22 protein-coding genes and 1 pseudogene are annotated in these 19161 nt (G+C 69.7%); 15 read left to right on the top strand and 8 right to left on the bottom strand.

Going from position 1 to position 19161, the window contains the following annotated elements; translation table 11 throughout:
- Genes ACZ7L9_RS17755 through ACZ7L9_RS17765 form a run of 3 tightly spaced genes read left to right on the top strand, consistent with a single transcriptional unit; the run spans position 1 to position 2763 of the window.
- A complete protein-coding gene (locus ACZ7L9_RS17755; RefSeq protein WP_471416083.1) occupies positions 1 to 777 on the top strand; it encodes an ABC transporter permease in 777 nt (258 codons plus the stop codon).
- A 23-nt stretch (positions 778 to 800) separates the two neighbouring features.
- Entirely contained in the window at positions 801 to 2093 is a 1293-nt protein-coding gene (locus ACZ7L9_RS17760; RefSeq protein WP_471416084.1) for a sensor histidine kinase, read from the top strand.
- Positions 2094 to 2112: 19 nt separating this feature from the next.
- Positions 2113 to 2763, top strand: coding sequence for a response regulator (locus tag ACZ7L9_RS17765; RefSeq protein WP_471416085.1), 651 nt, complete (start codon positions 2113 to 2115; stop codon positions 2761 to 2763).
- A 14-nt stretch (positions 2764 to 2777) separates the two neighbouring features.
- On the opposite strand, the gene glgX is transcribed toward ACZ7L9_RS17765, so the two are convergent.
- Positions 2778 to 5012, bottom strand: a complete 2235-nt coding sequence (gene glgX, locus ACZ7L9_RS17770; protein ID WP_471416086.1) for a glycogen debranching protein GlgX — start codon at positions 5010 to 5012, stop codon at positions 2778 to 2780.
- A 153-nt stretch (positions 5013 to 5165) separates the two neighbouring features.
- Between glgX and ACZ7L9_RS17775 the strand changes: the two genes are divergently transcribed.
- From ACZ7L9_RS17775 to ACZ7L9_RS17805, 7 genes are all read left to right on the top strand, one after another.
- A complete protein-coding gene (locus ACZ7L9_RS17775; protein WP_471416087.1) occupies positions 5166 to 6389 on the top strand; it encodes a L,D-transpeptidase in 1224 nt (407 codons plus the stop codon).
- A 200-nt stretch (positions 6390 to 6589) separates the two neighbouring features.
- Positions 6590 to 7843, top strand: a complete 1254-nt coding sequence (locus ACZ7L9_RS17780; RefSeq protein ID WP_471416088.1) for a L,D-transpeptidase — start codon at positions 6590 to 6592, stop codon at positions 7841 to 7843.
- Positions 7844 to 8131: 288 nt separating this feature from the next.
- Entirely contained in the window at positions 8132 to 8899 is a 768-nt protein-coding gene (locus tag ACZ7L9_RS17785; RefSeq protein WP_471416089.1) for an enoyl-CoA hydratase/isomerase family protein, read from the top strand.
- Between the two features lie 251 nt (positions 8900 to 9150).
- Positions 9151 to 9666 (top strand): ATP-binding protein, encoded by a 516-nt coding sequence (locus ACZ7L9_RS17790; RefSeq protein ID WP_471416246.1) that lies wholly within the window; start codon positions 9151 to 9153, stop codon positions 9664 to 9666.
- Between the two features lie 357 nt (positions 9667 to 10023).
- Positions 10024 to 10848 (top strand): polysaccharide deacetylase family protein, encoded by an 825-nt coding sequence (locus ACZ7L9_RS17795; RefSeq protein ID WP_471416090.1) that lies wholly within the window; start codon positions 10024 to 10026, stop codon positions 10846 to 10848.
- Positions 10848 to 12005: a YVTN family beta-propeller repeat protein gene (locus ACZ7L9_RS17800; protein WP_471416091.1), complete on the top strand. Its 1158-nt coding sequence runs from the start codon at positions 10848 to 10850 to the stop codon at positions 12003 to 12005. Before ACZ7L9_RS17795 ends, ACZ7L9_RS17800 begins: the two co-directional genes overlap by 1 nt.
- Before the next feature lie 90 nt (positions 12006 to 12095).
- Complete coding sequence (locus tag ACZ7L9_RS17805; RefSeq protein ID WP_471416247.1) at positions 12096 to 12704, top strand: ADP-ribosyltransferase; 609 nt, start codon at positions 12096 to 12098, stop codon at positions 12702 to 12704.
- Positions 12705 to 12716: 12 nt separating this feature from the next.
- Here ACZ7L9_RS17805 and ACZ7L9_RS17810 read toward each other — a convergent pair whose 3' ends face one another.
- Entirely contained in the window at positions 12717 to 13355 is a 639-nt protein-coding gene (locus tag ACZ7L9_RS17810; RefSeq protein ID WP_471416092.1) for a GNAT family N-acetyltransferase, read from the bottom strand.
- A 175-nt stretch (positions 13356 to 13530) separates the two neighbouring features.
- Between ACZ7L9_RS17810 and ACZ7L9_RS17815 the strand changes: the two genes are divergently transcribed.
- A complete protein-coding gene (locus tag ACZ7L9_RS17815; protein WP_123461777.1) occupies positions 13531 to 13746 on the top strand; it encodes an EF-hand domain-containing protein in 216 nt (71 codons plus the stop codon).
- A gap of 69 nt (positions 13747 to 13815) precedes the next feature.
- On the opposite strand, the gene ACZ7L9_RS17820 is transcribed toward ACZ7L9_RS17815, so the two are convergent.
- Genes ACZ7L9_RS17820 through ACZ7L9_RS17835 form a run of 4 tightly spaced genes read right to left on the bottom strand, consistent with a single transcriptional unit; the run spans position 13816 to position 15300 of the window.
- Positions 13816 to 13941, bottom strand: coding sequence for a hypothetical protein (locus ACZ7L9_RS17820; protein ID WP_471416093.1), 126 nt, complete (start codon positions 13939 to 13941; stop codon positions 13816 to 13818).
- 36 nt (positions 13942 to 13977) lie between these two features.
- Positions 13978 to 14211, bottom strand: coding sequence for a hypothetical protein (locus ACZ7L9_RS17825; protein ID WP_471416094.1), 234 nt, complete (start codon positions 14209 to 14211; stop codon positions 13978 to 13980).
- 55 nt (positions 14212 to 14266) lie between these two features.
- Positions 14267 to 14476 carry a DUF397 domain-containing protein gene (locus ACZ7L9_RS17830; protein ID WP_471416095.1) on the bottom strand — a complete coding sequence of 70 codons (210 nt, stop codon included), beginning with the start codon at positions 14474 to 14476 and terminating at the stop codon, positions 14267 to 14269.
- On the bottom strand, positions 14458 to 15300 hold the full coding sequence (locus ACZ7L9_RS17835) for a helix-turn-helix domain-containing protein (RefSeq protein ID WP_471416096.1): 843 nt from the start codon (positions 15298 to 15300) through the stop codon (positions 14458 to 14460). Before ACZ7L9_RS17835 ends, ACZ7L9_RS17830 begins: the two co-directional genes overlap by 19 nt.
- Positions 15301 to 15468: 168 nt before the next feature.
- Between ACZ7L9_RS17835 and ACZ7L9_RS17840 the strand changes: the two genes are divergently transcribed.
- Genes ACZ7L9_RS17840 through ACZ7L9_RS17850 form a run of 3 tightly spaced genes read left to right on the top strand, consistent with a single transcriptional unit; the run spans position 15469 to position 16420 of the window.
- Positions 15469 to 15693: a hypothetical protein gene (locus tag ACZ7L9_RS17840; protein WP_471416097.1), complete on the top strand. Its 225-nt coding sequence runs from the start codon at positions 15469 to 15471 to the stop codon at positions 15691 to 15693.
- On the top strand, positions 15690 to 15983 hold the full coding sequence (locus tag ACZ7L9_RS17845) for a DUF7848 domain-containing protein (protein ID WP_471416098.1): 294 nt from the start codon (positions 15690 to 15692) through the stop codon (positions 15981 to 15983). The genes ACZ7L9_RS17840 and ACZ7L9_RS17845 overlap by 4 nt, the downstream gene beginning before the upstream one ends.
- Positions 15980 to 16420 (top strand): hypothetical protein, encoded by a 441-nt coding sequence (locus tag ACZ7L9_RS17850; protein ID WP_471416099.1) that lies wholly within the window; start codon positions 15980 to 15982, stop codon positions 16418 to 16420. Before ACZ7L9_RS17845 ends, ACZ7L9_RS17850 begins: the two co-directional genes overlap by 4 nt.
- 484 nt (positions 16421 to 16904) lie before the next feature.
- Here the strand turns inward: ACZ7L9_RS17850 and ACZ7L9_RS17855 are convergent, their stop codons facing one another.
- Complete coding sequence (locus ACZ7L9_RS17855) at positions 16905 to 17576, bottom strand: TetR/AcrR family transcriptional regulator (protein WP_471416100.1); 672 nt, start codon at positions 17574 to 17576, stop codon at positions 16905 to 16907.
- A 63-nt stretch (positions 17577 to 17639) separates the two neighbouring features.
- Between ACZ7L9_RS17855 and ACZ7L9_RS17860 the strand changes: the two genes are divergently transcribed.
- Positions 17640 to 18614 carry a hypothetical protein gene (locus ACZ7L9_RS17860; protein ID WP_471416101.1) on the top strand — a complete coding sequence of 325 codons (975 nt, stop codon included), beginning with the start codon at positions 17640 to 17642 and terminating at the stop codon, positions 18612 to 18614.
- Positions 18615 to 18740: 126 nt separating this feature from the next.
- Here ACZ7L9_RS17860 and ACZ7L9_RS17865 read toward each other — a convergent pair.
- Positions 18741 to 18958 (bottom strand): annotated as a pseudogene (locus ACZ7L9_RS17865) (site-specific integrase); the annotation flags it as partial.
- Between the last annotated feature and the right edge of the window lie 203 nt (positions 18959 to 19161).

The following is a 19161-nucleotide window of genomic DNA, read 5'->3' on the forward strand; positions in this document are numbered from 1 at the left end:
ATGACCACAGCGACCCCGGCCAGGACGACGGCCACCCCCACCCCATGGGCAGCGGTGCTCAGGACCGAGACGCGGCTCTTCCTCCGCGAACCCGGCAGCCTGTTCTGGGTCCTCGTCTTCCCGACCGCGCTGCTGACGATCCTCGGCCTGATCCCGTCCTTCCGGGACCCCGATGACGCGCTCGGTGGCCGCCGCGTCGTCGATCTGTACGTACCGGTGTCGGTGCTGCTCGCCATGATCATGGCCGGGATCGGGGCCATGCCGCCCATCCTCACCGGCTACCGCGAGCGCGGGATCCTGCGCCGGATGTCGACCACTCCGGTGCCGCCGTCCGCCCTGCTCACCGCGCAGATCGCCCTGCACGGCGCCGCGGCCCTCGGCTCCGCCGCGCTGGTGATGACCGTCGGCCGCACCGTCTTCGGCGTGAGGCTGCCCGGACAGCCCTTCGGCTACGTCCTGGCGCTGCTCCTGGCGACCGCGAGCGTCCTCAGCCTCGGCGCGCTGCTGTGCGCGCTCTCGCGAACCACCAAGGCATCCTCCGCCATCGGCACGGTCGCCAACCTCGTGATGATGTTCACCGCCGGGGTCTGGATCCCGGTGCAGACCATGCCCGACACCCTCCGGCGCATCGTCGAGGTCACCCCGTTCGGCGCGGCCTCCCAGGCACTGGACCGGGCGGCGTCCGGCGGCTGGCCCGGCTGGGTACAGCTGGGCGTCATGGCGTTCTGGGCGGCCGTGGTGACCGGGCTGGCGACCCGGCTGTTCCGTTGGGAGTGACGGTTCCGGGGGAGAATCCCCCCATGAACGCGGGGGACACGACAGAGACGGGCACAGCCGGAGTGACGACGGCCGCGCAGTGGTGGGAACGGTTCTTCCGGTACGGGCCGTACGGTCTGCTCGGCCTGGCCACCGCGGCCTCTGCCGTGTCCGCCGAGCTCATCATGTCCCGCTCGGACGTGTACGCCGCCGCGGTGCTGGTCCCGGTGGTGCTCGTCCTCGAGCTCTGCTGGGGACGGTACAAGTCCGCGGTCACCCAGCCTTCGCGGGCGGCGCAGTTCTACTTCGTCGCCCGCACGTCACTCGCCTTCGGACTGACCTGGTGCAACCCGTTCTTCTCCATCTTCGCGGTTCTCGGCTACTTCGACGCCGGCCGGCTGCTCCCGCAACGGGCCGTGCGCGCCGGGCTGCTGGTCACCGCCGTCATCATGGCGGGCTCGCAGTCCGGCAGCGGCCTCCCGCCGGCCGGCCTCATGAACTGGATCGCCTTCGGCATCGTCTTCGCCCTCCACGCAACCATCACCCTGGTCTTCGCCCAGATCGGCGACCGGGAGGCCGAGCAGACCCGCGCCCAGGTCGACACCATCGCCGAACTGGAGTCCGCCAACGCCCGCCTCGAACAGGCCATGGCGGAGAACGCGGGCCTGCACGCCCAACTCCTCGTCCAGGCCCGCGAAGCGGGCGTCGCGGACGAGCGCCGCCGGCTCGCCGCCGAGATCCACGACACTCTCGCCCAGGGCCTGACCGGCATCATCGCCCAGCTCCAGGTGGTCACCTCGATCGCCGGCACCGATCCGGCCCTGGCCCGGCAGCACCTCGACCGCGCCGCCGCCCTCGCCCGGCACAGCCTGGGCGAGGCGCGCCGCTCGGTGCACGATCTGGTCCCCACAGCGCTGGAGCACGACGACCTCGTGGGCGCGTTGAAGAAGACCGTCACCGGCTGGGGCGAACGCCACGGGGTGCGGGCCGAGTTCACCGTCACCGGTACCGCCGAGCCGGTCCACGACGAGATAGCCGCCACCCTGCTCCGTATCGCCGAGGAAGCCCTCGCCAACGCCGGCCGCCATGCCGGGGCCTCACGCGTCGGCATCACCCTGTCCTTCATGGGTGACGAACTCGCCCTGGACGTACGGGACGACGGCCGCGGCTTCGACCCCGACGCCCTGCCCCCGCGCCGCCGCGGCGCGGGCGGATTCGGGCTCGGCGGCATGCGGGCCCGCGCCGAACGCGTCGCGGGCACCGTCGAGGTGGAGACGGAACCGGGCCGTGGCACGGCGGTCAGCGCCCGGGTACCCCTGGTTCGGAACAGCGGATGACCAGTACGGTTGCCCTGCCATGGCTGAGGATTCCGCACGCGTCATCACACTCGTCGTCGTCGACGACCACCCCGTCGTACGGGACGGTCTGCGCGGCATGTTCGACTCCGACCCGGGGTTCCGGGTCCTCGGGGAGGCGCCGGACGGGGTGGCGGGCGTCGATCTCGTGGCCCGGCTCGACCCCGACGTCGTCCTGATGGATCTGCGGATGCCGGGCGGCGGCGGAGTCGCCGCCATCGCCGAACTGACCGGGCGCGGCGCCCGCGCCAAGGTGCTGGTCCTCACCACGTACGACACCGACTCCGACACCCTCCCCGCGATCGAGGCCGGCGCGACCGGCTATCTCCTCAAGGACGCGCCTCGTGAGGAGCTGTTCACGGCCGTCCGCGCCGCCGCCGACGGCCGCACCGTGCTCTCGCCCGCCGTCGCCTCCCGCCTCGTCTCCCGGGTGCGCACCCCGGTGGCGCCGGGCCACGAGGCACTGTCGGCCCGGGAGCGCGAGGTGCTCGAACTCGTCGCGAAGGGCACCTCGAACCGGGAGATCGCCGCCGAACTGTTCATCAGCGAGGCCACCGTGAAGACCCACCTCACCCATGTCTTCGCCAAGCTCGGCGCCAAGGACCGGGCCGCCGCCGTGGCGATCGGCTACGACCGGGGCATCCTGGGCTGACCGTTCCCCGGCCTTCATTCCCTGATCCGGAGCAGCAGCACCGACCTGGCCGGTACGGTCAGCGCCGTGCCGCCCGGGTGGACGGAGCCCGGCGCCTCGGCCTGGTCCTCCCGCGAGGTGTCCAGGACCAGTTCGTAACTCCGCGCCCACGGCGGTCCGGGCAGCCGGAAGCCGCTCGGCCGGTGGTCCGCGTGCAGGATCGCCAGGAAGCTGTCGTCCGTGATCGGTTCGCCGCGCGCGTCCCGGCCGGGGATGTCGCGCCCGGAGAGATAGAGCCCGACCGTCGCGGCCGGTGCGTACCAGTCCTCCTCCGTCATCTCCGCGCCCTGCCGGGTGAACCAGGCCAGATCCCGCAGCCCGTCCGCCGCCTGCGCACGCCCGGCGAAGAAGGCGCGGCGGCGCAGCACGGGGTGGGTGTGGCGCAGGGTGACGACCCGGGAGGCCAGCTCGGTCAGTGCCTGCCACTCCGGCCGGTCGAGGAGTGACCAGTCCAGCCAGCTGACCTCGTTGTCCTGGCAGTACGCGTTGTTGTTGCCGCCCTGCGTACGGCCCATCTCGTCGCCCGCGACCAGCATCGGCACCCCCGTCGACAGCAGGAGGGTGGTGAGCAGATTGCGCAGTTGGCGGCGGCGCAGCGCGTTGACGGCGGGGTCGTCGCTCTCGCCCTCGGCGCCGCAGTTCCAGGCCCGGTTGTCCGAGGTGCCGTCCCGGTTGTCCTCGCCGTTGGCCTCGTTGTGCTTCTGCTGGTAACTGACCAGATCGCGCAGAGTGAAGCCGTCGTGCGCGGTGATGAAGTTGACCGAGGCGTACGGGCGCCGGCCGCCCCACGCGTACAGATCGCTGGACCCGGTCAGCCGGTAGCCGAGATCCCGTACGTCGGGCAGGGCGCCGCGCCAGAAGTCCCGTACGGCGTCCCGGTAGCGGTCGTTCCACTCGGTCCACAGCGGGGGGAAGGCGCCCACCTGGTACCCGCCGTTGCCGACGTCCCACGGCTCGGCGATCAGCTTCACCCGGCGCAGCACCGGGTCCTGGGCGATCACCGCGAGGAACGGGGAGAGCATGTCGACGTCGTGCATCGAACGGGCCAGCGCGGCCGCCAGATCGAAGCGGAAGCCGTCGACGCCCATCTCCGTGACCCAGTACCGCAGCGAGTCCGTGATCAGCCGCAGGACGTGCGGCTGGACCACGTGCAGGGTATTGCCGCAGCCGGTGTAGTCCGCGTACCTGCGGGCATCCGCCTGGAGGCGGTAGTAGCCGCGGTTGTCGATGCCGCGCAGCGACAGCATCGGACCCAGCTCGCTCGCCTCCGCCGTGTGGTTGTAGACCACGTCGAGGATCACCTCGATCCCGGCGTCGTGCAGGGCCCGTACCATCCGCTTGAACTCGCCGACCTGCTGGCCCGCGGTCCCGCTCGCGGAGTAGTCGGCGTGCGGGGCGAAGTAGCCGATGGAGTTGTAGCCCCAGTAGTTGTGCAGGCCGCGCCGGAGCAGATGGTCCTCGTGGGCGAACTGATGCACCGGCAGCAGTTCCACCGCCGTGACTCCCAGCCGCTGCAGATGACCGACGGCGGCCGGATGGGCGAGACCGGCGTACGTGCCCCGCAGCTCCTCCGGGATCCCGGGGTGCAGCTTGGTGAAGCCGCGTACATGCAGCTCGTAGATGACGGAGTCCGCCCACGGGGTCTTGGGGCGGCGGTCCTCCGCCCAGTCGTCGTCATCGTGGACGACGACGCCCTTCGGGACGTACGGAGCGGAGTCCCGCTCGTCGCGCACGGTGTCGGCGACCTGCTGGTGCGGCCAGTCCCTCACATGGCCGTACACCTCGGCCGGGAGGGTGAACGAGCCGTCCACGGCACGCGCGTACGGGTCGAGGAGCAGCTTCGCCGCATTCCAGCGCGCACCGGTCCATGGGTCCCAGCGGCCGTGCACCCGGTAGCCGTACCGCTGCCCCGGCCGGACGCCGGGCACGAAGCCGTGCCAGACCTCATGGGTCAGTTCCGTCAGCGGGAGGCGCCGCTCGCTCCCCTCCTCGTCGAAGAGGCAGAGCTCGACGGCCTCCGCACCGCCGGCCCAGAGCGCGAAATTGGTGCCCGCCACGCCGTCGGGGCCCACCCGGAAGCGGGCCCCGAGCGGCATCGGGGCACCCGGCCACACGGCGGCCGGCCGCCCCGGCGCGGTCACCGGCGTGCTCTCCCGCTCCTCCGCCTCCCCGGTCTCCTGCACTGCCTCCTGCTCGGCTGCGCTCGACACCTGCTCGCCTCCCGCGGCTCGTGGGGACCGGCACCGAAAAGGAGCGCACGGCGTCCCGACCGTGGCTCCCCGAGTGTGGTCCTCCCCTCTGTTCTGCCCACACCGGCGCCCGGACTCACGTTTCCCCCGACCGGCCCCCGTCGTTGGGGGGACGTGAACCACGTAGCGAGGAGGGCGGTGGCGAGCTCGGCCACCGTGCTGACATGGGCAGGACTGCTCACCGTGCTGGCGCTGCTGAGCGCCTGTACCGACGCCGGATCCGACTTCGACGGGAAGGCGCGCTCCCCGCAGGGCGCGATCCTGATCACCCCGAACGACGGGGCGAGGAACGTAGGCCCGGACGACCGGTTGGAGGTGAAGGTCCCCGACGGGCGGCTGGAGAGCGTCAAGGTGGCGCGGATCGAGGACACGCAGAGCGAGGAGGTGCCGGGCCGGATCGCGCCCGACGGTCTCTCCTGGACACCGTGGGGGAAGACGGGCCGGTTCAGGCTCGCCGCCAAGTACAGCGTCGACGCGGTGGCCGTGGACGGCGCCGGGCACCGCTCGGCCCGCCACACCACTTTCACCACGGCGGTCCCCGAACACCGTTTCATCGGCTACTTCACACCGGAGAACCGGTCCACGGTCGGCACCGGAATGATCGTCTCCTTCGGCTTCAACCGCCCGGTCAAGAACCACGCGGCCGTGCAGCGGGCCATCCGGGTGAGCTCCGTTCCGGCGGTCGAGGTGGTGGGGCACTGGTTCGGCGACAGCCGCCTCGACTTCCGCCCCGCCGCCTACTGGAAGCCGGGCACCGAGGTCACCGTCGAGGTGGGGCTGCGGGATGTGGAGGGTGCGCCGCGCGTGTACGGCACCCAGGACAAGACGGTCGCCTTCACGGTGGGCCGCTCGCAGACGTCCCTGGTCGACGCGGCCGCACACACCATGGAGGTACGCCGCGACGGCCGGCTCCTCTCCACGGTCCCGATCACGACGGGCTACCCGGGGATGGACACGTACAACGGAAAGATGGTGGTCAGCGAGATGCACGACGTGACCCGGATGGACGGCCGCACGGTCGGTTTCGGCGGCGAGTACGACATCAAGGACGTCCCGCACGCCCTCCGGCTCACCAACTCCGGCACGTTTCTGCACGGCAACTACTGGTCGGACGAGGAGGTCTTCGGCTCGGACAACGTCAGTCACGGCTGCGTCGGGCTGCGCGATGTGCGGGGCGGCAGCAGCGACACCCCGGCCGGCTGGTTCTTCGACCGGACACTCATCGGCGATGTCGTCGAGGTCGTCAACTCCAAGGACAAGCAGGTCGCGCCCGACAACGGCCTCGGAGGCTGGAATCTGAACTGGGATCAGTGGAAGGCCGGATCCGCCCTGCGCTGACCCCCCGCCACCCCCGTACCCCGTGTCACCTGGAGAGGTCCCGGGACGAGTTGGGACTGAACGGTGACATTCTGCGGGGTCATTTCCGCACAGTGGGTGTGATTATCTTTCGCTGAGCGCGCATGTACAGCGCGCGGGGGCGGGGCCCGAGGGCCCCAGGGCCTTGGCGGGGCCAGGCCGTGTGAGGGGAGACGACCACATTGAACGGGCAGCCGATATCGGGGACATCGGCCGGGGCGGACAGCGGGCGGCGCGGACGCGGGGCCACCGGAATGCTGGCTCTGGTACTGGGCGCGCTGCTGTTGCTGGTGACGGCATGCGGCGGGGGGGACGACGCCGGCGGCGCGGGCAAGGACGGCAAGGGCGGGACGAAGGTCGATGACACCACGGCCTCGCAGGCCGTGGTGACCATCGCACCGAAGGACGGGGCGGACTCCGTCGCCACCAGTGGGGCGCTGAAGATCTCCGCCGCGCAGGGGAAGCTGACGACGGTCAAGGTCGCCGGCCCCAAGGGCGCCGAGGTCGAGGGCAGGATCGCGGCGGACGGCACGAGCTGGACGCCGGACCGGCATCTGGCCGCGGCGACCAAGTACACCGTCCACGCGGTCGCCAAGGACGCCAAGGGCCGTGAGTCGGCCAAGGACACCAGCTTCACGACGCTGGTCCCGCAGAACACCTTCATCGGGCAGTACACCCCGGAGGACGGCTCCACGGTCGGCGTCGGCATGCCCGTCTCGATCCACTTCACCCGCGGCATCACGGACCCGGCCGCGGTCGAGAAGGGCATCAAGGTGACCGCCGAGCCCTCCGTACCGATCGAGGGCCACTGGTTCGGCAACGACCGCCTCGACTTCCGACCCGAGGAGTACTGGGCCGCGGGCACCAAGGTGACCGTGAAGCTCGACCTCGACGGTGTCGAGGGGCGTCCCGGCGTCTACGGCAAGCAGACCAGGACGATCGCTTTCACCATCGGCCGCAAGCAGGTCAGCACGGTCGACGCGAGCACGCACCGGATGAAGGTCGTCCGAGACGGCAAGCAGATCAAGGACATCCCGATCTCGGCGGGCGCCCCGGCGACCACCACGTACAACGGTCAGATGGTCATCAGCGAGAAGCTCAACGTGACCCGGATGAACGGTGACACCGTGGGCTTCGGCGGCGAGTACGACATCAAGGACGTGCCGCACGCGATGCGCCTGTCCACCTCGGGCACCTTCATCCACGGCAACTACTGGGGCGGCTCCGGCATCTTCGGCGCGGCCAACACCAGCCACGGCTGCGTCGGCCTGCAGGACGTGCGCGGTGCCTGGAGCAAGAAGACCCCGGCGGCCTGGTTCTTCGACAACTCGCTCATCGGTGACGTCGTCGTCGTCAAGAACTCGAAGGACCGGACGATCCAGCCGGACAACGGCCTCAACGGCTGGAACATGTCCTGGCCGGAGTGGACCAAGTAGCTCCCTGCATACCTGACACGGGCGGGCCCGGCGCTGTGACCAACAGCACCGGGCCCGCTGTCGTTGGCGCCGGTCGAAGACCGACCGGCACATGGGGGGCGGCGTCGCGGGGCTGGGCACGCACATCTGCCGCGTTGTCGTCAATCACCATGGCTCCTTCCCCAAGCTCTCGGCTGCGCTCGAGCAGGGGAGACCCCATCTGGCTCAATCCTCCGCCTTGCAGCTGCACGCACCCAGCCCCGCTCCTTCTTCCACCCCCCATGCGCCGGCCGGTCTAACCTGCCTCTCATGACCGCAAATCTCGAAGTGACCGACGGTGTCGGCACGATCCTGCTGGACCGTCCGCCCATGAACGCCCTGGATGTCGCCACCCAGGACCGGCTGCGTGAACTCGCCGAGGAGGCGACCCGGCGCGAGGACGTGCGGGCCGTGGTCCTCTACGGCGGCGAGAAGGTGTTCGCGGCGGGCGCGGACATCAAGGAGATGCAGGCGATGGACCACGCGGCGATGGTCGTACGGTCCAAGGCGCTGCAGGACTCCTTCACCGCGGTGGCCCGGATCCCCAAGCCCGTTGTCGCCGCAGTCACCGGTTACGCGCTGGGCGGCGGCTGCGAGTTGGCGCTCTGCGCCGACTTCCGGATCGCCGCCGACAACGCCAGGCTGGGCCAGCCCGAGATCCTGCTCGGGCTGATCCCCGGCGCGGGCGGCACCCAGCGCCTCGCCCGGCTGATCGGACCCTCCCGGGCCAAGGACCTGATCTTCACCGGCCGTCACGTGAAGGCCGAGGAGGCCCTGACGATCGGACTGGTGGACCGCGTGGTGCCCGCCGCAGAGGTGTACGAGCAGGCGCACGCCTGGGCCGCCGGGCTGGCGAAGGGGCCCGCCCTCGCGCTGCGCGCCGCCAAGGAATCCGTCGACGCCGGTCTGGAGGCCGACATCGACACCGGGCTCACGATCGAGCGGAACTGGTTCGCAGGTCTGTTCGCCACCGAGGACCGGGAGCGCGGAATGCGCAGCTTCGTGGAAGAGGGTCCGGGCAAGGCCAAGTTCCTCTGAACAGGGGTCAGTTGGGCACAGACTGACGCAGGTTCATCCATGCGGGCGGATTGGCTGGGCCTTGAGAGGACCTTGAGGTCCAGCTCTCCGAAGGGGCCGGCAGACGCCCTCGGATGCGGTATCCATGCAGGTCAACAGGGGTGCGGCGGACCGCATTCTGCCATTGGCATATGCCTATCGACCTCTGCGGAATGATGCATTCCGGGGTGCGGATTCCGTCGGAACGGCCCCGGAAGGCCCGCCATGCGGCCATGATGGTGTGCATGGCGGGCCTGGAGGGTGTGGAACAGCCGCGACCGCGCAGCGGCGCGACGGCGGCATGCTGGATGCCGACCGTCGAGGACGAACAGGCGTTCAAAGCCCTGGAGTTGTTCGGAAATCCGGCGGAGGGCGAAGTCCGGCTGCCGTCCCGCCCGGAGTCCGCGGCCACCGCTCGGCGGCTCACTTCCTATGTGGTGCTGCGTCAGTGGGCGCTCTCCCCGCAGACCGCCGAATACGCCGTCCTGCTCGTCTCGGAGCTCGTCGGCAACGCAGTGCGGCACACCGGCGCCCGGGTCTTCGGGTTGCGGATGCTGCGCCGCCGCGGCTGGATCAGGATCGAGGTGCGCGACCCCTCGCGCGGACTGCCCTGTCTGATGCCCGTCCGGGAGACGGATACCAGCGGGCGGGGGCTCTTCCTCGTCGACAGGCTCTCCGACCGGTGGGGCGTGGATCTGCTGCCGCGCGGCAAGACCACCTGGTTCGAGATGCGGATCTCCGACCGCTGACCGCCCGCGGCGCGCGCCCAAGACGCACAGAAGCCCCCGGTCCGCCGTTGTGGGGCGCTTCGGGGGCTGCTGTGTGGGGCCGTGAAATGGGGGGTGTGTTCACGGCCGCTGGTGACGACCGAGCTCGGGTCAATGAGGGTCGTGTCATCGACTATGGCAGACGGGTGACCTCTCCGCCAAAGGGGCAAATGGGGCATTCATGGAAAATGTGGAGCATTTTACAGGCAAATCACAGGTGTGATGGGTCACTTGCCTGGAAAACCATGAATATTTATGGGATTCATTGAGTGATTCATTCGCGCCACCCATAAGTCCAAATTGTTATTTTCAGAACATTTCGCCCCTATTGTTCTGTGCATGAACGCCCCCGACCCACCGGTGCACCGCCGCAGCGCCCTGCGCGCGGGAGCAGGGGCCGCCCTCGCCGGTGCCCTGACCGCCGGATGCGCGGCCCGCGACGACGCCGCCGGTGCGTCGGCCAGGACCGTCACGGCCACGGCGAGCCCGAAGAACAACCCCGCGACCGCGACCACCGGACACCCGGCCCCGCACCCCGCGCCCGCTCCGCGCCGCTTCCCCGGGCAGCCGGCCCAGATCGACCACGGCCCACGCGACCGCGCCCGCGTCGCCCTCACCTTCCACGGCCAGGGCGACCCCGCGATCGCCCGGACCGTACTTACCGAGGCCGAACGGGCCCACGCGCGGATCACCGTCCTCGCCGTCGGCAGCTGGCTCGACGAACACCCCGAGATGGCCCGCCGCATCCTCGACGGCGGCCACGACCTCGGCAACCACACCCAGCGACACCTCGACATCTCCGCGATGGGCGAGGCCGAGGCGTATGCGGAGATCACCGGCCCCGCCCAGCGGCTGCGCCGGCTCACCGGTTCCATCGGCACCTGGTTCCGGCCCTCACGCACCCGGTACGCCACCCCGCTCGTCCAGCGGCTCGCCGCCCGGGCGGGCTACCCGCACGTCCTCTCGTACGACGTGGACTCCCTCGACTTCACCTCTCCCGGCGCCGCGGTCGTCACCCGCAAGGTGGCCGGGGAGATCCGCAACGGATCGGTGGTGAGCCTGCATTTCGGCTACGCGGACACGGTCGCCGCCCTGCCTCTCCTCCTCAGCGAAATCGACCGCCGCCAACTGCGCGCGGTTACGACCACGGAGCTGCTGACCTGATGCCTCCTTCCACCAAGTACACCGCGGCCCTGCTCGGGGGCGTCCTCCTCGCCGTACTCACCGGCTGCGGCGCCCCCGCCGAGAAGGGGAACGCCGAGCCCGTCGGCAGCGAGGCGGCCGCACCGCCGGGCCTGCCCGGCATGCCGCCGGTGCTCGACGCCAAGGACGTCTACGCGGCCGACCGGCCGGGGAAACTCTCCCCGGCCGTCAAGGACTTCCCTTCCCGGGTGTACGTCCCCAACACCAACTCCGACACCGTGTCGGTGATCGACCCGGCCACGTACAAGGTCATCAGGACCATCAAGGTCGGCCGTCAGCCGCAGCACGTCGTCCCGTCCTGGGACCTGAAGACCCTCTGGGTCAACAACGACATCGGCGACAGCCTCACGGCCATCGATCCCGCCACCGGGGAGGTGGGCCGCACGGTGCCCGTCTCCGACCCGTACAACCTCTACTTCACCCCGGACGGCAAGTACGCCGTGGTGATGGCCTCGATGGACCGCGAACTGGTCTTCCGCGACGCCCACACCATGAAGACGGCCAAGGCCGTCCCGGTCAGCTGCGCGGGCGTCAACCACGCCGACTTCTCCATGGACGGCCGGTACTTCATCGTCTCGTGCGAGTTCTCCGGCGAACTCCTCAAGGTCGACACGGCGAAGATGAAGGTCGTCGGTCAGCAGAAGCTGCCCTTCAAGGGCGCGATGCCGCAGGATGTGAAGCTGTCACCCGACGGCAGCACGTTCTACATCGCGGACATGACCGCGGACGGGGTGTGGGTGCTGGACGGGAAGAAGTTCACCACTCCGAAGCTGTTGCCCACCGGCAAGGGCGCCCACGGCCTCTACGTCAGCCGCGACTCCAAGGAGATGTACGTCTCCAACCGGGGCGAGGGCTCCATCTCGGTCTTCGACTTCGGCCGGCGCGAGCTGGTGAAGAAGTGGCGCCTGCCGGGCGGCGGCAGCCCCGACATGGGCGGAGTCTCCTCGGACGGCAAAGTCCTCTGGCTGAGCGGGCGTTACAACTCCGTGGTGTACGCGATCGACACCGCCACCGGCAAACAACTCGCCCGCATCCCGGTGGGCAGCGGCCCGCACGGAATCGCCGTGTACCCGCAGCCGGGCCGTTACTCGCTCGGCCACACCGGCGTCTTCCGCTGACGGCCCGGCGTCAATACTCCGCCTGACACGCTCGCCTTCGGGTGACGCTGCACAGCCCGGCGTCGCACTGCCGAGACAGTGACCATCATGATGATCACTTCTCGTCTGCGGCGTCGGGCCGCAGTCGCCGTTCTCGCCTTCTCCGCCGTACTCGTCCCGGCCGCCGCCACCGAGGCCGCCCCCGCCGCCGCTCCCGCGGCCGTCGCGTTCAAGCCCGGTGGCTGCCCGGTCGTCGCCGACCATCTTTTCGCGGCCGCCGACCCGGTGGACATCCGCCGGATCACCCCGCGGCCCTCCTGGCGGGACAACTGCCGCCAGCTCTACCGGGCGGACGGCCGCGGCCCGCAGACCATCTTCGACGAGGGCTTCCACGCCAGGGACATCGTCTACGGCCAGTACGACCTGGAGAAGTACGTCCTGGTCAACCAGCCCTCGCCGTTCGTCTCCACCACGTACGACCACGACCTGTACAAGCGGTGGAAGAGCGAGTTCAACTACTACATCGACGCTCCCGGCGGTATCGACGTGAACAAGACGATCGGCGACACCCACAAGTACGCCGACCAGGTGGAGGTCGCCTTCCCCGGCGGCGTCGACCGCACGTTCATCGTCGGGGCGTGCCCCGTCGACCAGGCGACCAAGACCGAGATCATGAACAAGTGCGTCGACAACCCGCACTACAAGCCGTGGCGCAGCTGATCCGCTGAAGCCTCATCCCGCGACGAACAGGGCCTCCGAACCCACCGGCCGGTAGCCCGCCGCCTGGAACGTCCGCACACTGCGGGCGTTCCCCGGCGACTGCTGAGCCCACACCACCGAGTCCGGCACCAGATGACGGGCCGCCCGCGCCAGCCGTTCGCCCAGCCGCCGGCCGCGCGCCTCCTCGGCCACCTCGATCGCCGTCTCCCAGCGACCCGCGACTCCCCGGCCGAGGATCACCACTCCGCCGTCGGCGGACCAGACCCGCACCTCGTCGCGGTACTTCATCGCCCGCGCCACCCGGGGATGCTCCGGGTCCTCGATCTCCCGCAGCGCGATCTCCGGCTCGCCCGGCAGCGCGTCCGCGACCGTCAGCAGATCGATGGTGTTCATGTGCCGGCCGCTCCGGGCCAGCAGCGCGCCCAGGAAGTACGGATTCATCGTCGCGGCGAGCGCGTCGCCGGGGGTGGCGGCCAGCACGGACCGTACCCAGCCGGGATCCTCGTCGGTGAACACCACCGAGTGCGCGGTGAACGCCACCACCCCTGCGTCCCGGACACCGGGCTGCCCCACCACGGTCGTTGCCCCGTCCGGCGGGGGAAACCCTCCGTGCGCGGCGGCCGTCAGGATCCGTGCCAGTGCGTCATCCATCGGTGTCCCGTTCCCCGGTCCGGACCGTGGGTCCGCCGGGCGGCGGACCCCCACCCATGATCGACGACCGGCCGCCGCGAACGCCAGCCGTCCCGCCCGATAATCTGACCCCCGTCAGTAAGACTCTGGTCAGGCTCTGATCAGGCAGTGGTGGGCATTACGAAGGAGCGGAACCGTGGCGGACATCGAGTCGGCGCGCAAGGCATTCGAGCGGTTCGATCTGAACGGCGACGGGCTGATATCGGCCGCAGAGTACAAGAGCGTGATGGCTCAGCTCGGCGACCCCTACGTCACCGAGCCGGTGGCCCAGGCCGTCATCAACTCGCACGACGCCAATGGCGACGGGCTGCTCACGTTCGACGAGTTCTGGGCGGCGCAGAACAAGGGCTGACAGCCGGGAGGACCCTCGGCCCCGGCCCCCGGCCCCCGGTCCTGCGGGCCGGGGGCCGCCGCCGGCCGGTCAGGCGGCGAAGTACCGTGACAGCGAGTCCCGTTCGTCGACCTCCACCAGATCGGGGCGGGTGTAGCGCTCCGCGCGCGCCTGGTAGTCGAAGTCGCCCCGCACCAGCCCGCGGTAGTCCTGCACGCACCGCTCCAGCTCGCCGGTCAGCCTTCCGGGCGGCTACGGGCGGAGGCGCTTCTCCGCCTCGGCCTGCTCGACCAGCTCCGCGTACGAGTCGTCCTCGTCGAGCCCAGACCTGCGGCGAAGGGATACCGACCACGGAATCGGGCACGGTGGGGCGTGATCGGGGTCCGGGCACAGCAGTCTGGCGATGCGTTCCTCGACCTCTTCGGCCTGCTGCTGAGTGGCATAAATGCCCAGCCGCACTTCCCAGACACTGGAGTTCTCAGGCATCGCTCACGTCCCGGATCGGCGGAGGAGAAAGGGGGTGGAGAAACTGCCGCGTGGCTCAGGCGGTGAACTCCCCGCCCTTGGCGGCGGTCACGAACGACGACCAGGCGGCCGACTCGAAGACGAGCGCGGGGCCGCCCGGGTTCTTGCTGTCACGTACGGGCACGACGGCGGGGAAGCCGTCGGCGACCTCGATGCACTCGCCGCCGTCCGTGTTGCTGTAGCTGCTCTTGCGCCACGTTACGTTGCTCAGGTCGATGGCTCGCACGGCACTTCCTCCAACATTCGCATGATGAACTTCCGTGACTCGACCGGGGTCAGCGCCAGGTCGCGCACCGCATCATATCTGCGCTGCACACGTTCAACCCTGTCTGTTTCCTCGATCAGTTCACCGCGTACGTCGTTCTCGGTGTAGGCCACGGTGCGGCCGTCCGACAGCCGCAGGCACATCACGGCGGTGTTCATCAGGCCGTGAGGACCGGCGCTGAATGGCAGTACGTGGAGGGTGATGTTCGGGCGGTCAGACGCCTCGGCCAGATACTCCACCTGCTCCCGCCAGGCCTGGGCGTCGCACAGCTGCGTGCGCAGCACCGCCTCGGAGAGGATGACCCGGAAAGGCGGTGCGTCGTCCCCCTCCAGCAGCTTCCGCCGCCCTATGCGCGCTTCGACCTGCTGGCTCAGTTCCTCACCCATGGTGCCGCCCGCCGCGAGCGCCTCGCGGGCGTACCCGCCGGTCTGGAGCAGGCCAGGCGGCGCGCTCGCGGCGTAGTGCCACAGGCTCACCGCCTCGGCCTCCAGGGTCATGTATCGGCGGTACTGCTCGCGGAACTGAGTCGGGTCGCCGACCGCGAGCTCCCACAGCGTGAGGAGGAGGCCGGGCGTCCCGTAGTACTGGTCGAGCGCCTGCACGACCTCCGGACCGCCGAGGGTCTCCCCGCTCTCCATCTTGCCGAACAACGACCAGTCCCAGCCGAGCACTTCGCCGAGCTTGCGCAGGCTGTGGCCGCGCTGCGAGCGGAGCAACCGCAGTTCCTCGACGAACCGTTGACGTGGTTGCTGGCTCCGGCCCGTGACCACCCGTCTCGGCGGCATAGTGAGCTCCTCCGTGGAAGGTGTGGAACTACCGCCGGGGCCGGGGAAGTACAGCCCGCCGATGGTGTCCGTTCCCTGTTCCGGGTCCATTCTCGTAACGCCCGGAACACGCACAGTAGTCCAAGCCCTCACATCTCATACCGGTGTTGGGCGAACGGAACGGAACCCATGACGACGCAGCAGCGAGCGGTGCAGAAGATCAAGGAAGCCGAGGCCGCACGGGACGTGCTCGGCGCGGCGCTCCGACGGGCGGGTATCCAGCTACCCGTGATGGACGTCCGTCCCCAGTTGCGCGCCGACGGCGCCGGATATGCGCTGGTGACCCTCGGTGACTGCTCCGCGCCCGTGGCCCGCGCGCTGGCGGCGGTCATCGAGAAGGGGGCGGGGCGGTGACCCGGCGCGTCTTCCGCTACGTCCCGTTCACCATCGAGCAGGACGCGACGGCGGAGCCGGAGTACGAGGTCCGTTGCGTGTCCGGTGACGAAACCGAGTGCGGCGCACGGTCCGGTACGTACATCTATCCGGAGCCGGTCGAGGAGTGGCAGCGCAAGCACACGCAGGAGACCGGACACCGGCGCTACCAGCGGAACTTTCGCGACTACGCGGTCATGCGGCCGACGGCCGAGAGGGCTGAGCCGGCCGAGACGGCTGAGCCGGTGCGGGCGAGCGGAGACGCAGGGTGAGTTTCGCTCCGGCCGTCGAACGTCCATGGCGCGATGCGTGGCCGCTGGTCGCGCGGACGGACGACGGCAACGCGTGGGTGACGGGGAACTGCTGGCTGTACTGCCGACGCGAGGGCGTGCGCGTCCTGTGGGTCGGCTCCGTGCACACCCCCGGCGCGACGGGCGACGTGTACGCGTGCGGCCCGTGCGTCGCGGAACTCGACCACATGGTGCGCGTCCAGTCGCACGGCAGGGACGCGCCCGCCGGTCCCGCCGCCCGGTCCGCCGATCCTGCTTGCGGGGGAGCCGCGCCCGCCGGGACGGAGGCCAGGAACAAGACCAGGACGGGGGCCACGGACCAGTCCGAGAACAAGGCGGTGGCGTGCGACCACCGGCAGACCGAGAAGCGCGACGGCAAGACCCACTGCCGCACCTGCAGGCGACAGCTCTACCTGTGAGCGACGCCGAGGCGGAGACGGCGGCTGAAGGACGAGAAACCCCTGATCGGAGCCTCCGGCCTCAGCACTCGATGATGTCCACCGCGAGCCCGCCCCGGGCCGTCTCCTTGTACTTCACGCTCATGTCGGCCACTTTTGATCACGGCGTTGATCTGGTGTTTTGGCGCTTTCGTGAAATGCGGCCGCGGTGTTCGCCAGGCGGCTTGCGCGAGCGATACGTGAGCGGTGGAACCGAGATACCTACGAGGCGGGCTTCTTCCGCTTCCCCCCTCTGGCCCTTCTTCCTGCCTTCATCCTGGGGCTTCTTGGCGCGCTTGGCCTTCTTCCGGGCCTTCTCCGCCTTGCGCGCGGCTTCCTCCGCCTTCCGCTGGAGCGGGTCCAGCTTGGCCGTGGCTTCGGCGGCGCTCTTGCCGACGTGAGGGAGGACGCTTAATGGCGACGTCGGGTATTGGAACTGTCTGAATGCCTCGGCTGGGCTACGGGGTTACTGAGGGAGCCGTGGCTCCTGCGACGTCTGGTCGGCGTCGGCGTGGAGTCCGGAGCAGAGCAGGTTGAATGCCTGGACTGCCGCTGTGACGACGCTGTCGCGGGCGTCGGTGGGTGGTTCGCCGAACAAGATTCGTCGTTGCAGTTCGCGCAAGGCGGCCCGGTGTGTGCCGGCGATGGCTCCTGCGAGGAGCGTGAGCATCGGGTAGTCGCCCTGGTTCGGTCCGGTGGAGGTGTTCGGCGGGTGTTCGGCCAGGGCGGTCGCCAACACGGCCTCGGCGCGTTCGCTGATCTCGCGTTCGCGTGCGCGCAGTGCGGCACTGTCGCGGATGACCTGCCAGAACCGGGGCGCGTCGGAGTGGAGCCCGAGTGCGGGGTCGTCGTGCCGCAGGGCGGTCAGCAGGTCGTCGCGGATGGTCTCCACTGGGCAGGCGCCGGGCGCACGGTTGCGTACCAGTGTGGCGAGATGGCCCTCTACTTCTGCCTGGCGATCGAAGAAGAGGTCTTCCTTGGTGGGGAAGTAGTTGAACACGGTGTTGGTGGAGACGCCTGCGTGCCGTGCCACCTCGGCGACCGTGACCTGGTCGAAGCCGTGCTCCAGGAAGAGGGGCAGGGCTGCGTCGGCGATCGCCGTGCGGGTCTGCTGCTTCTTGATCTCTCGAAGGCCCATGCCCAGATGATAGTGTCACTACAAATTTGCAGTGACACCAAGATTTCTGGGGTGGAGTAAAGCATGACCTTGCACTTCGGTATCTATCCCGGCGGGATCCTGGGTGACGACCAGGGCATCGTCCACCCGGTCCGCCCGGACCTGCCGGACCGCATCATCAAGGCGCTTGACGCGCTCCAAGGCGACACGGCCACCCTGTTGGTGCGTGCCTACCGCTCGTTCGCCACCACCGTGACGCCGCTGGAACCGCCCACGCCCGCCGCTCCCGCGACGTATCTCCAACGGGGCCGCAAGCTGGACCTCGTGCTGCAGTTCCGTGAGCCGTCCGGCGAGTTGGAGGGGTGGCTGGAGTTCGTCCGCGAGGCCGTCCGCACCGGTGGGCCGCACCTGGAATCCGTCCAGATTTGCGAAGAGCCCAACGCCGACCTGCCCGTGGTCGACGGCAGCACTCCGAACGTTCTGAACGCGCTCGTTGAGGGGGTTGTCGCGGCCAAGCAGGAGGCCCGGGCCCTGGGTCGCAGTCTGGCGGTCGGCTTCAACGCCGTGCCGACCTTCAACCCGGCCGACACCTTCTGGTCTGAGCTCGGCGCCCTGGCCGACGACCGCTTCCGGCAGAGCCTGGACTACGTCGGCCTGGACTTCTTCCCGGACGTGTTCCGTCCCATCGCCGCTGAGCAGTTGGCGGAAGCGGTCGCTGCGGTCCTCACCGCATTCCGGCGCACCGACCTGCGAAAGGCCAGCATCCCCAGCAGCATCGCGATCCGTATCTGCGAGAACGGCTGGCCCACCGGCCCGGGCCGCGGCGAGCAGCAGCAGGCCGCGGTCCTCGAAACCGTCGTGCGGACCGTGGCCGCCCTCTCCGTCGACCTGAACATCGACGGATATTCGTTCTTTGCCCTGCGAGACGCCGACAGCACCGCCGAGGGGCTCTTCCACCACTTCGGTCTTCTGCGCGACGACTACACCCGCAAGCCAGCCTTCGAAACATACCGGCGCCTCATCAACGAACTGGGCAATCCATCGGTCGTGCCGCACTGATCATCAGAGATCACGTACGCTTATTCCTTGCTGGTGCGATCGGGTGGCTCGCTGGCTGATCTCGGCGGCGTAGTTGGTCCAGTCGTCGGCGGAGAGCCGTTGCCAGGGGACGACGACGTCGGTGTGGATGGCGTACAGCCGGTCCGTGGCCACGAAGCCGAGGAAGGCGCCCGTCTGTTCTGGCGCCCAGACCATGACGGGCGAGGGCTTCTCGCCGGTCTGCTGCACCGGTCGACCCGCTCATCCGTCCATACCAGGGCCTTCGGCTTGCGGACCGGGTCGATCTCGACGTGGGCCACCGGGTTGCACGTGATGATCTGCTGCCCGATCGCGTCGTTCAGGGCGCCCCAAGCTCAGGGCACGCCTGGAAGCCACCGCACCCGAGGAGCATCCCACTGCTCGACGCAACCGCCCGGCCGGCCCATGGGAGCAGGCCACCGATGCCCTGTACATCGACACGAACGGCGACGACGCCCACATCCAGGCGCACATCGCCGCCTTGGGCGAGCTGATCGAGGTCACTGCTCAGAAGACGCCGAGCCTCCTA

Source organism: Streptomyces sp. NPDC111516, assembly GCF_055635345.1.

Excerpts from the sequence above, each read along its gene's own strand:
- ACZ7L9_RS17800 (WP_471416091.1), top strand. The coding sequence starts at position 10,848 with ATGCCTCCTTCCACCAAGTACACCGCGGCCCTGCTCGGGGGCGTCCTC.
- ACZ7L9_RS17785 (WP_471416089.1), top strand. The coding sequence starts at position 8,132 with ATGACCGCAAATCTCGAAGTGACCGACGGTGTCGGCACGATCCTGCTG.
- ACZ7L9_RS17790 (WP_471416246.1), top strand. The coding sequence starts at position 9,151 with ATGATGGTGTGCATGGCGGGCCTGGAGGGTGTGGAACAGCCGCGACCG.
- ACZ7L9_RS17840 (WP_471416097.1), top strand. The coding sequence starts at position 15,469 with ATGACGACGCAGCAGCGAGCGGTGCAGAAGATCAAGGAAGCCGAGGCC.
- ACZ7L9_RS17860 (WP_471416101.1), top strand. The coding sequence starts at position 17,640 with ATGACCTTGCACTTCGGTATCTATCCCGGCGGGATCCTGGGTGACGAC.
- ACZ7L9_RS17825 (WP_471416094.1), bottom strand. The coding sequence starts at position 14,211 with ATGCCTGAGAACTCCAGTGTCTGGGAAGTGCGGCTGGGCATTTATGCC.
- ACZ7L9_RS17795 (WP_471416090.1), top strand. The coding sequence starts at position 10,024 with ATGAACGCCCCCGACCCACCGGTGCACCGCCGCAGCGCCCTGCGCGCG.
- ACZ7L9_RS17760 (WP_471416084.1), top strand. The coding sequence starts at position 801 with ATGAACGCGGGGGACACGACAGAGACGGGCACAGCCGGAGTGACGACG.
- ACZ7L9_RS17805 (WP_471416247.1), top strand. The coding sequence starts at position 12,096 with ATGATCACTTCTCGTCTGCGGCGTCGGGCCGCAGTCGCCGTTCTCGCC.
- ACZ7L9_RS17755 (WP_471416083.1), top strand. The coding sequence starts at position 1 with ATGACCACAGCGACCCCGGCCAGGACGACGGCCACCCCCACCCCATGG.
- ACZ7L9_RS17765 (WP_471416085.1), top strand. The coding sequence starts at position 2,113 with ATGGCTGAGGATTCCGCACGCGTCATCACACTCGTCGTCGTCGACGAC.
- ACZ7L9_RS17835 (WP_471416096.1), bottom strand. The coding sequence starts at position 15,300 with ATGCCGCCGAGACGGGTGGTCACGGGCCGGAGCCAGCAACCACGTCAA.
- ACZ7L9_RS17810 (WP_471416092.1), bottom strand. The coding sequence starts at position 13,355 with ATGGATGACGCACTGGCACGGATCCTGACGGCCGCCGCGCACGGAGGG.
- ACZ7L9_RS17855 (WP_471416100.1), bottom strand. The coding sequence starts at position 17,576 with ATGGGCCTTCGAGAGATCAAGAAGCAGCAGACCCGCACGGCGATCGCC.